Origin of the sequence: Phocaeicola sp. RTP21198st1_B8_RTP21198_201120, assembly GCF_040929485.1 — a bacterium.
Lineage (GTDB): Bacteria > Bacteroidota > Bacteroidia > Bacteroidales > Bacteroidaceae > Phocaeicola > Phocaeicola dorei.
Window position 1 is genome coordinate 22,694 of record NZ_JBCOCI010000055.1, and the last position, 11,069, is coordinate 33,762.

Sequence of the window (11,069 nt, forward strand, 5' to 3'; positions counted from 1 at the left end):
TATATTATTTTTTTACTGTGATGAATGGTTATTCTTTCCAATTTTCCAGATAATCTTTTATCGCATAGAGGAATTGCCCCCCTAACATACCATCCACCACCCGATGATCGTATGACAAAGAAAGATACATTTTATGACGGACAGCAATCACATCGCCTTCAGAAGTTTCAATAACTGCCGGCTTCTTTTCGATATATCCCACACCGAGAATGGCAACCTGCGGCTGATTGATTATAGGAGTACCAAACAAAGACTTGAAAGTTCCAAAATTAGTAATCGTAAACGTACCACCCGAAATGTCATCCGGCATCAGTTTATTATCACGCGCTTTCACCGCCAGAGTATCAATGGTCACAGCCAAACCATTCAAATTCAACCTGTCGGCATCATGTATCACCGGAACAATCAGATTTCCATCATTCAGTGAAACAGCAATACCGACATTGATATGCTTTTTAAACAGGATATTATAACCGTCTACAGATACATTTACCTGCGGATAGGCAACCAATGCCTTCGTTACGGCTTCGGTTATGGCAGGCATATAAGTCAATTTGACTCCTTCACGACGGAAAAAAGCCTCTTTATTCTTATCACGCCATTTCACGAGTTTGGTCACATCCACTTCTACCACATTCGTAACATGAGGAGAGGTATGTTTAGACATAACCATGTGATCGGCAATCATTTTCCGGACACGATCCATCTCTTTCACTTCCACGCCTTCTTGCGAACCGGAAACTGGGGGTGTTAAAGAGGAAGCCGATGATGGCGCAGTTGGAGAAGTCCGGACAGAAACAGCCTTAACAGATTGGGCGGATGCAGATACAGGTTCAGTTACGGTTATGTTACCTTGTTCCTTTCTAGTAATATAAGCTTTTATATCTTTTTTACTCAGACGCCCTTCATATCCTGTCCCTTGAATACGATCCAATTCCTCTTTCGAAATATGTGCAGCCTGAGCCAGCTGAAGTACAATGGGGGAATACCAACGCTCTTCTTCTGTTTTAGCCGCTATTGCCTTAGGAACTTCCTTTACTTCCTGAACAGATGTTACAGATGGTACATGGGAGGACGTTTCTTCTACTTGCGGTACATTTCGCTCTTCTACAAGAGCCTCTCCTATTCCTTCATCACTATCTATATCTACAATTGCTACTACTGTACCTACAGGTACGGTATCTCCTTCTTTAAATAATATCCCGATCACCTTGCCTTCTACGGGAGATGGAATTTCAGCACTGACCTTTGCTGTATTCACTTCGAACAAGACATCGTCCTCTTGGACAGTATCACCCACTTTTACCGACCAGGATATAATGGTTCCTTCAGTAATACTTTCGCCTAGCTTAGGCATTTTTATTTCAAATCTTGACATATTGATAATTTTATTTTTTTTAATCCTTTTATATGAACAACAAGCCACTGAAAAAGAAAGTTTTAACTTAAATCTTTTTTAAGGTGACCCGGTGATGTATCCAATCCTCATTAGAATATTTTTCTACTTTCAGCAACTCGATTGCCGCCAAATCCTTTCGGGAAAAATGATAAATGCTATTCTTTTCATCTTCTATCAAGAAGTAATGAAACAAAAGATGAATAAACCGTTTGATATTCACCGAAACATCCAAAAAACAATTGAGATTGACCACTTCACTAGGTACAGACGGTACGGCACGGATATTCTTTAATCCGGGAATCGACTCCAATTCATCAGACTTCCCCTTCAACACTGTATGAAGTATATCCAAGTTTGCAGAAAATAACAAAGTACAATGATACATCACACGGTTTTTATGAATACATTGCGCACTGCCCGATATTTTCTTTCCATCCAGATAAATCCCCAAACGCTCATCCGTATAGGCCGTGACTCCCATCGTTTCCAGAAAACCAACAATACGCTGCAAATAGTCTTCAAACAGGGGTTGCGATGTCGTTTCTATAAAAGTAAGATTAATATTTCCCTTATCATGGTAAACTGCACCACCTCCCGAAAACCTACGAGCCAAACGAATGCCCTTCTCTATCCTGTAATCCTCATTCACCTCGGCACGAACAGACTGATTCTTGCCCATGACCACGGAAGGTTCCGACTGCCAAATTACAAAATAATCCCCCTGTGTCTGCTTTAAAAGATACTCCTCCACTGCCAAATTGAAATAAACATCCGTACAGCGGTTATCTATGCAAAACATTATGCAAAAAGTGTTTCGTGATAAATCTCGCCTACCGTAGGATGTGGAAATACCGTTTTTTGAAATTCTTCTACAGTATATCCATATTGAACGGCAATCCCCGCTACAACGATTATTTCCGAAGCAGGATTTCCCAACAAATGGCAACCTATAATGCGGTCTTCCTCATCCAAAATCAATTTGCAAAGCCCGTTCCCTGTTTCATTTTCTGCCACGAAACGCCCCGAATAAGCCATCGGTAATTTCTGTACATGATAGCTAGTTCCTGATGCTTTCAACTCCTCTTCCGTTTTTCCCACTCCGGCCAGTTCAGGATTCGTATATACCACCCCCGGTACACAATGATAATTCATCCGGTCCTCCACTCCCAGAATATGATTAATGGCAACTTCGCTTTCACGAATAGCCGTATGAGCCAACATGGAGTATCCGGTTATATCTCCACAAGCATAGACTTTAGGATGGGAAGTAAGCATGTGTTCATCCACTTTTACACCGTTACGCACCATTTCCACTTTTAGTTTATCCAGCCCCACTTGGTTCAGATTCGCTTTTCTGCCTACACTTACCAGAACCTTATCCGCTTCAATCAGTGATAATTTACCGGCTTTTTCTATGGTAACTCCTGCCGGACTGACTTCAATCACTTTAGAATTCAATTGGAAGTTAATCCCTCGCTTCTGATACTCTGTACGTAACATCGCACTGGTTTCCTTGTCCATAGCCCCTAATATTTCAGGCATCATCTCAATGACACTCACCTTTACCCCCATACTATTAAAGAAAGAAGCAAATTCCATTCCAATTACTCCGCCACCAATAATAGCCAGCGATTTAGGTAATGCAGCCATTTCCAAAGCCTCTTTGGAAGTCCAATAATCTATTTCCGACAAGCCTTTAATGGGTGGAATCACGGTATCCGAACCTGTACAAACCAACAGATAAGTCACTTCATATTTTTCTCCTCCGGCTAAAATTTGAATCAGTCCATTATCTTCTCCGGTTATAACCGCTTCTTTTTCTATCAATTCGGCTCCATAAGATTTCACAGTCTGTTTTACACCTCCGGTCAGTTTCTTGACCACTTTATCTTTACGGTCTATTATTTTCTCCAAATTGAAGCTGATTCCATCCGGTACAGCAATTCCATATTTTGCCGCACCTTTTGCATTATCCAATAATTTTGCTGAATACAAAAGAGTTTTCGTAGGGATACATCCTTCATTCAAACAAACACCTCCCATGGCTTTCTTTTCAAAAATCACAGTTTTCAATCCTCCGGCAGCAGCTCTTTCCGCAGCCGTATATCCGGCAGGTCCCCCACCGATTATCGCTATATCATATTTCATATTGTTAAGGTTTTAAGCTTTATATACTCTAACAACAAATAAGTGAGGGACTTAGTTGTCCAAAAGAAGATTTCTTCATCTTTATGAACCTATTTTTTCTAAAAGATATGTATCTTTGCACCAAAGAAAGCATTATGCATCATCCCGAAATAGCCATAGTAGATCCAAATACCCTTACTTGTCTGGGGTTAAAAAACATTTTGGAAGATATCATTCCAATGGCTACTATCCGTGTATTCCATTCGTTTGGTGAGTTGACGGATGACACACCGGACATGTATGCCCACTATTTTATTTCTGCCCAAATCTATTTTGAACATACTTCCTTCTTTTTACTTCGTAAACCAAAAACAATTGTATTAGCAGGAGGTGACAACCAACCTCAATTATCCGGTATCCCCAAGCTGAATATCTACCAAGATGAAGGTTCTTTGATAAAAGACATCCATCAATTACGCCAATATGGACATCAGGCAAGAAAACAAGCAGTAGATAAAGCAATGCATATAGAAAAAACAGAACATGAATTGTCTATCCGGGAAATAGAAGTATTGATACTTATCACCAAAGGACTTATCAATAAGGAAATAGCAGACAAACTTCATATCAGCCTGACCACTGTCATCTCCCACCGCAAGAATATTACCGAAAAACTGGGTATCAAATCTGTATCCGGGCTAACTGTCTATGCTGTGATGAACGGTTACATTGAGGCAGACAGAATATAAAATCCTCATTTATTAGGATTGCACACATATCAGGTTTACCGTTACTTTGCAGCCGGAATCATTCTCCATCATGGATTATACAGAGTGGAATGTATAAATTTTCCGCCTGGTAGAAACTTGTAACAACTCTGGTCATCCGTGATGTATCAAATAAAACCAAACAATAAATATGAGAAAAAACATTTTATTCATTACATCCTGCCTGCTGGCTACAACAACTTTTGCGGAAAATATCAACACGCTGCCTAAGGATACTACGAAAGTCATTGATATAGAAGAGGTGGTGGTTATCGCTTCACCTAAAGAAACCGGAAAATTAAGGGAACTCCCTACAGCCGTATCTTTACTCTCCCAAAAAGATATGCAAGCAAACCAAATCACAACTTTAAAGAACGTGAGTTCACTGGTACCCAATTTCTTTATGCCCGACTATGGTTCAAGACTCACCTCAGCTATTTATATCCGGGGAATCGGTTCGCGTATCAACACTCCTGCGGTAGGTTTGTATGTGGACAATATCCCTTACATTGACAAATCTGCATTTGATTTCAATTTTTATGATATAGAACGTATTGATATTCTTCGCGGTCCACAAGGAACCTTGTACGGACGCAATACCATGGGGGGATTAATCAAAGTACATACCCGCTCTCCATTCTCCTATCAGGGAACAGACGTAAAACTGAGTTATGGAACAAAAAGTAACTACCGCAGTGTTTCATTAACCCATTACCATCGTTGGAGTGACTGTTTTGCTTTCTCCGCCGGTGGTTATTATGAGGGCTCAGACGGATTCTTCCGCAATTCTCTTAATGGGAAAAAAGTAGATAATATGGAAGCGGGAGGCGGACGAATACATGCTATCTGGCTGCCTTCAGAAAACCTAAAACTAGACTTTACCATAGGCTATGATTATAGTGACGAAGGAGGATACCCTTATTACTATACAGGAGCTATAGACGGATACGACAAAGAGAATGAAAAATATAAAAACTACACAGGGAAGATTTCATACGATCAGGATTGTACTTATCGCCGTGGACTGTTCAATACCGGTTTGAATATTGAATACCAGGCACAAAAGTTTATCTTAAGCGCTGTTACTGGATTTCAGAATTTAAATGACCGTATGTTTATGGACCAGGATTTCCTGCCTGTCAGCATTTATACTATTGAGCAGAAGCAACGTCTGAATACCATCAGTGAAGAGATTACTTTTAAAAGCAAAAACAACAAGCGCTGGCAATGGGTTACAGGAGTTAGTGGTTTTTATCAATGGCTACATACCACCGGTCCGGTAAACTTCATGGAGGACGGAGTGACCGATATGATCGAAGGGAACATCAACAATACTTTCAAGAAAATTCATTTAGACAATCCCCGTACCCCTGAAATGAGTCTGGACGTTTTGAACAACCGTATCCGCGTAAGTGGAAGTTTTGACACACCGGTATTCAGCACCGCACTGTACCACCAATCTACATTCAATGACCTGTTTGTGAAAGGCCTTTCAGTAACAACAGGTTTGCGTTTGGAATATGAAAAAATGTCTATGAATTATTTCTCGGATAGTAATATCGATTTCGATTTCTTTCTTAAAATGGCAATGCCTCCCCTTAATATTCCATTCAGAAATTTGAATGCCGCACCGCTATTGGAAGGAAAAGAAAAAAACGACTATGTACAGCTACTTCCCAAACTAGCTTTTAAATACGATTTCAGTCCTGCAAACAATATGTATGTAAGCATAACCAAAGGATATCGTTCCGGAGGGTATAACGTACAGATGTTTTCAGAACTGATACAAAGTGACATGCAACAAAAAATGATTGAAGCCATACTAAACAAGGCACCAGAATCTATGGCAGGTATGATAGAAGGAATGATCAAGCAACACATGCCCAACTACGGAAAAGAATTGAACGTACAAGAAACAACAGTCTACAAGCCCGAGTACAGCTGGAATTACGAAGTGGGATCACATCTCAGTTTGTTCAACGGCAAACTGAAGACCGACCTTGCCGCATTCTACATGGATACCCACGACCAACAAATCGCCAAATTTGTCAATAGTGGCTTGGGACGAATGATGGTCAATGCCGGTAGTAGCGAAAGTTATGGAGTAGAGGCCAGCTTTCTGGCATCTATCAACAAAAACCTGAATATGAATGTAAGTTATGGATATACTCATTCCACATTCAAAAAATATGACGGAGGTACTACATCATCAGAAGAGCAAATTGATTATAGCGGCAATTATGTACCATTTGTTCCCCGCCATACCATGAATGCAGGCGCAAATTATAGTTTCTTTTTCGATAAAAGCAATTGGATGCAAAGCCTGACTTTAGGCATGAGCTATACCGGAGCAGGAAAAATTTATTGGACTGAAAAAAACAATGTCTCACAAAGTTTTTACGGAACACTGAACGGGCGCATTTCTTTGCAGACAGAAGCTTTACAGATAGATGTATGGGGACGTAATTTAACCAACAAGGATTATACAACCTTCTATTTTGAAACCATGCATAGAGGATTCGAACAAAAAAGCAGACCTTTACAACTGGGGGTGGATATACGTTATCACTTCTAACCATTCTTGCAAAAATAAAAAGGGGGTTCTTCGCAGAACTCCCTTTCTGTTTCCACATTTACCAAATCAAATTTATTTTCTGTCACACTAAGAAAAGTAAGAACTTTATTATTGCTGCAAATGAAGCGAATAGCTCCTAAAACAAACCTATTCGTTTGAGTGTATGTACATAGAGAAAATGCTGTTTACTATAGAAAACTGCTTGAGTCTTTGTTAAAAGAAGCAAACTATAAAATTATTCATTGACAGCGCCGCAATGAGGACACACTCCTTTATTCTTCATCTTCGCCCCGCAATTTCCACAACTGAATTTATACCGAGAAGCGTGCTTTATACGATTAAATGACCATACAGCATATACCAATAAACATGGATAACCCAAATAGTAGTACGTAGTAAATGTAAAAAACAAATATAGAAAGATGCAGCAGGACATCAATCCCAACAAATAAAAACATGCAGCTTCAATATGTGTCTGATGAAACAAATCATCTAAAGTAGCCAACCCCACAAGAATAATTCCCCAAATATTAAACATGAAAAGAGAAAGAATAAAAGGCAAGCTAAAAGGATTCAAAGAAGGATTATAATAAAACTGCTCCCAAGTTCCTGGAACAAAATGCTGAATACTAGCATAAAGCGTAGCTGCGGTAGCTACCAACCAAGAAAGAACTGTAGGAAAAACGCTATCAATATCATTCAACCAAATTAATTGCAGCTTCTGGCGACGAATAGCCCTATGAACATACCAAATACCGAAAAAGCCTAATATGATAAAGAAAGCGATGGTATGAGAATTACTGAAAAAATGAATAAACTGTGACACTGAATCCACAGGGACTACTTTCTCCAACAATTCCTTTTCATGTACCCATCCCATTGTTTCCTGGTCCCGTGCGACCTTCACCCATACAGAATCCACACTATCAGCAGGTTGTATCATAAACTCCGCTACCACCAGCCGTTCTCCTTTAAAAACAGGAAGCACATCAACCAATGGTAGTTGCTGTAACATAAGCGAATCTGAAGTAACCTCAAAATTACTGTTTAATGTATAATGCCGTTCCACCAAATAATTGACAGAATCCCTTGTCTTTTGCGGCATATCCTCACTCGAAGTAACAGGTGAAGGATATTGGCAAGCCATCAAAATAGCCAATACCAAAAACAGTAATCCGATGTACTTACTTTTCAGCATAGACTTTCATCTGACAATTCTTACAATCAAACTCTAAACGGAAACGCCTGTTATCCGAGCTAACCAGATAATAAGGTTCCTTATAAGGAGAACGCACTTTATGCCAAGAGGGGCACCATCCCATACTATAACGCAAACAATGCTTGCAAAACATCAATACTGCTTCTTCTGCCGGAGCCTTTTCATAAGCCGGAGCAATACGCTGCACACCATGATTCCTATAGAAGGAAACAGCATCAGCATTCATCACATTTCCCAAATAAGTCAATTCATTCACAGGAAAAGCATGATGCGTTCGAGGCAACTTGTAAATTTCCTGCCGATAGTTAATACGGCGCACTTCCAGCAGTTTCTCTATTCCCTTACGGCGAAGTTCGGCAAGCATAGAAGCCGGAATAAACCAATTGTCCGACCAGTCAATCACTATATCTGATGCTTCAAATGGAGTATTTCCTAACTTTCCAAGTTGTGTACGCAAGTTATCTTCCTGCAGAGTACGGGCACGTTCCTTCTCCCTTTCCAGCACCACACTGACACTGTTATCATCTTCATCAGTCAGAGACAGAGTAAAGCCCCGATTATTCTCAGCCAATTTTAAAATGACAGCAATTTTCCTTTCGGCTGATTTACGCGACATCAACCTCTCAAATTCCTGATCAAAATTACGATAAAGTATCGTACGGGGCTTTATCCGAGGCATCTCCTGAGGAAATAATTTATTATTCTCCACCCGGTTTATGCGAAATCCCTGCAACTTACCAGTCTCATCCAAAAAACAAACACCATCTCCATTATTAAAAGACTTGATTCCGGCTACGGTAAGATAATTACCACGAATTTCCTTCACTGTTCCCATCTCCTCCCCTAAAGACTTGGGAGTATCAAAAGAAAAAATATCCTTATTCCTGTCAAAAAGAAAATAATTAGTAAAACCACGACTGAAACTCTTATCCAATTGAGGTTTGAACTCTAATTTCACTTCTCCCGATGAAGCACGGATATACTCTTTACGACGTTTGAAAATAGTATCCAGCTTCTGGCGATAGTAAGCTGTTACATTTTTAACGTAAGATACATCCTTCAAACGTCCCTCTATTTTCAGGGAAGAAGCTCCGGCATCCAGCAATTGCTCCAACTCTTCGCTCTGATTCAAATCTTTCAGAGACAATAGATGCTTATTCCTTACTATAGATTTACCGTCCGCGTCTATCATATCAAAAGCAAGGCGACAGAACTGGGCACATTCCCCCCGGTTGGCACTACGCCCAAAACAAGCCTGACTAACATAACATTGTCCACTATAGCTTACACACAAAGCACCATGTACAAATACCTCCAAAGGCACATCAGGACAAGCATGATGGATATTTTCTATTTCAACAAGAGAAAGTTCACGAGCCAATACCACCTGACGGAAACCTGCCTCAGCCAGGAATCTTACTTTTTGAGAAGTACGATTATCCATCTGCGTGCTGGCATGTAACGGTATAGGTGGCAGATTCAATTCCAACAATCCCATATCCTGCACTATCAAAGCATCCACTCCGGCACGGTATAAATCCCAAATCATTTTTTCCGTATCTTTCAGTTCCTCATCCTTCAGAATCGTATTCACAGTCACATAGATACGGACATTATATACATGAGCGTACCGCACCAACTCAGCAATATCCTCCAATGAATTCCCCGCAGCCGCACGTGCTCCGAAACGGGGAGCACCAATATAAATGGCATCAGCACCGTGATCAACAGCTGCAATACCGCACTCCAGATTTTTAGCAGGAGCTAATAATTCTATTTTTCGTTGTCTAATCATCGTATCTCGTTTATATCAAACGGGGTTTCCTGATATACATAATAGTTCAACCAATTAGAAAACAACAAATTGGCATGTCCGCGCCAACGCACCACCGGGGCATTGTCCGGATTATCGTCCTTATAATAATTTACAGGCATTTCAATAGGCAACCCTTTCCCCAAATCACGCTTATATTCCGTATCAAGCGTATAAGGAGAATACTCCGAATGCCCGGTAATAAAGAATTCACGCCCATTACGAGCCATAGCCATATAAACCCCAGACTCATCAGACTCAGCTATCAAAGCCAACTCTTTTACTTTCAGAATATCCTCACGGTGTATTTCGGTATGACGGCTATGTGGTACAAAAAACTCATCATCAAAACCACGGAATATGGGCAATCCCTGTACATTGATATGATGGCGGAAAATACCAAACATTTTTTGTTTCAGCGGATATTTGGGAACTCCATAGAAATGATAAAGCCCGGCTTGGGCCGCCCAACAAATATAGAGAGTTGAGGTAACATGAGTACGCGCCCAATCAAAAATAGTAGTAATCTCATTCCAATAATTCACATCCTCATACGGCATCTGCTCTACCGGAGCCCCCGTAATAATCATCCCGTCATATTTCTCGCCACGCATCAAATCAAAGTCATGATAGAATGCTTTCATATGTTCCACCGGCGTATTTTTCGATGTATGGCTTTTCAACTTCATAAATGATATTTCCAACTGCAAGGGAGTGTTGGAAAGCAAACGTACCAAATCCGTTTCTGTCGTTATCTTCAACGGCATCAAATTCAATATCACGATTTTTAACGGACGAATATCCTGTGCACTGGCACGTGAATTGTCTATGACGAAGATATTTTCCTCCTTCAGCAATTCAATAGCAGGTAGTTTATCGGGTAAATTTAACGGCATTTTCTTATCTGTTAATTAGTTGTAAGTGCAAAATTAAAAAAATCCCGCCAAATCTCCTTACTAAACGATCTTTTGGACTAAATTATTTCCTTTCTTGATCGTTTTCAATCAACAAACCTTGATTATTTTTAGATTTTCACTCATATCTTCACAACTTCTGTCTTGATTCCACTTTTTCCCTTCCTTCATTTTATTTATTAACCTCAAATCCGCAACTAAGCCCTTGAACGTCCTTATTGCGTTTACACGTCCTCTCATTACTGAATTTGCAGA

The 11,069-nt window shown here is 40.1% G+C and carries 8 protein-coding genes; 2 read left to right on the forward strand and 6 right to left on the reverse strand.

The genetic code is table 11. The annotated features are described in order from the left end of the window. Window positions 1-28: 28 nt before the first annotated feature. The 3 genes from AB5935_RS16890 to lpdA all read right to left on the reverse strand — a co-directional run bounded on the left by AB5935_RS16890 (window position 29) and on the right by lpdA (window position 3,547). The gene (locus tag AB5935_RS16890; RefSeq protein WP_007836746.1) at window positions 29-1,378 is read right to left on the reverse strand and encodes a dihydrolipoamide acetyltransferase family protein; all 1,350 of its coding nucleotides are present in this window, start codon (window positions 1,376-1,378) and stop codon (window positions 29-31) included. Between the two features lie 67 nt (window positions 1,379-1,445). After that, window positions 1,446-2,198: a biotin/lipoate A/B protein ligase family protein gene (locus tag AB5935_RS16895; protein WP_038608754.1), complete on the reverse strand. Its 753-nt coding sequence runs from the start codon at window positions 2,196-2,198 to the stop codon at window positions 1,446-1,448. Then, window positions 2,198-3,547 (reverse strand): dihydrolipoyl dehydrogenase, encoded by a 1,350-nt coding sequence (lpdA, locus tag AB5935_RS16900; RefSeq protein ID WP_007836736.1) that lies wholly within the window; start codon window positions 3,545-3,547, stop codon window positions 2,198-2,200. The genes AB5935_RS16895 and lpdA overlap by 1 nt, the downstream gene beginning before the upstream one ends. A 107-nt stretch (window positions 3,548-3,654) precedes the next feature. Between lpdA and AB5935_RS16905 the strand changes: the two genes are divergently transcribed. Continuing rightward, complete coding sequence (locus AB5935_RS16905) at window positions 3,655-4,275, forward strand: response regulator transcription factor (protein WP_007842260.1); 621 nt, start codon at window positions 3,655-3,657, stop codon at window positions 4,273-4,275. Window positions 4,276-4,444: 169 nt separating this feature from the next. Then, window positions 4,445-6,868 carry a TonB-dependent receptor gene (locus AB5935_RS16910; RefSeq protein ID WP_038608750.1) on the forward strand — a complete coding sequence of 808 codons (2,424 nt, stop codon included), beginning with the start codon at window positions 4,445-4,447 and terminating at the stop codon, window positions 6,866-6,868. Window positions 6,869-7,103: 235 nt separating this feature from the next. On the opposite strand, the gene AB5935_RS16915 is transcribed toward AB5935_RS16910, so the two are convergent. The 3 genes from AB5935_RS16915 to metA are packed head-to-tail and all read right to left on the reverse strand — an operon-like array spanning window position 7,104 to window position 10,796. Beyond that, window positions 7,104-8,066, reverse strand: coding sequence for a zinc ribbon domain-containing protein (locus AB5935_RS16915; protein WP_007836731.1), 963 nt, complete (start codon window positions 8,064-8,066; stop codon window positions 7,104-7,106). After that, the gene (locus AB5935_RS16920; protein ID WP_007836729.1) at window positions 8,053-9,882 is read right to left on the reverse strand and encodes a peptidase U32 family protein; all 1,830 of its coding nucleotides are present in this window, start codon (window positions 9,880-9,882) and stop codon (window positions 8,053-8,055) included. The genes AB5935_RS16915 and AB5935_RS16920 overlap by 14 nt, the downstream gene beginning before the upstream one ends. Beyond that, window positions 9,879-10,796 (reverse strand): homoserine O-succinyltransferase, encoded by a 918-nt coding sequence (metA, locus tag AB5935_RS16925; RefSeq protein WP_007836728.1) that lies wholly within the window; start codon window positions 10,794-10,796, stop codon window positions 9,879-9,881. The genes AB5935_RS16920 and metA overlap by 4 nt, the downstream gene beginning before the upstream one ends. Window positions 10,797-11,069 lie beyond the last annotated feature (273 nt).

Bases quoted from the DNA above. Each gene is read 5' to 3' on its own strand.
- lpdA (WP_007836736.1), bottom strand. From the start codon at position 3,547: ATGAAATATGATATAGCGATAATCGGTGGGGGACCTGCCGGATATACG.
- metA (WP_007836728.1), bottom strand. From the start codon at position 10,796: ATGCCGTTAAATTTACCCGATAAACTACCTGCTATTGAATTGCTGAAG.
- AB5935_RS16920 (WP_007836729.1), bottom strand. From the start codon at position 9,882: ATGATTAGACAACGAAAAATAGAATTATTAGCTCCTGCTAAAAATCTG.
- AB5935_RS16910 (WP_038608750.1), top strand. From the start codon at position 4,445: ATGAGAAAAAACATTTTATTCATTACATCCTGCCTGCTGGCTACAACA.
- AB5935_RS16890 (WP_007836746.1), bottom strand. From the start codon at position 1,378: ATGTCAAGATTTGAAATAAAAATGCCTAAGCTAGGCGAAAGTATTACT.
- AB5935_RS16915 (WP_007836731.1), bottom strand. From the start codon at position 8,066: ATGCTGAAAAGTAAGTACATCGGATTACTGTTTTTGGTATTGGCTATT.
- AB5935_RS16895 (WP_038608754.1), bottom strand. From the start codon at position 2,198: ATGTTTTGCATAGATAACCGCTGTACGGATGTTTATTTCAATTTGGCA.
- AB5935_RS16905 (WP_007842260.1), top strand. From the start codon at position 3,655: ATGTATCTTTGCACCAAAGAAAGCATTATGCATCATCCCGAAATAGCC.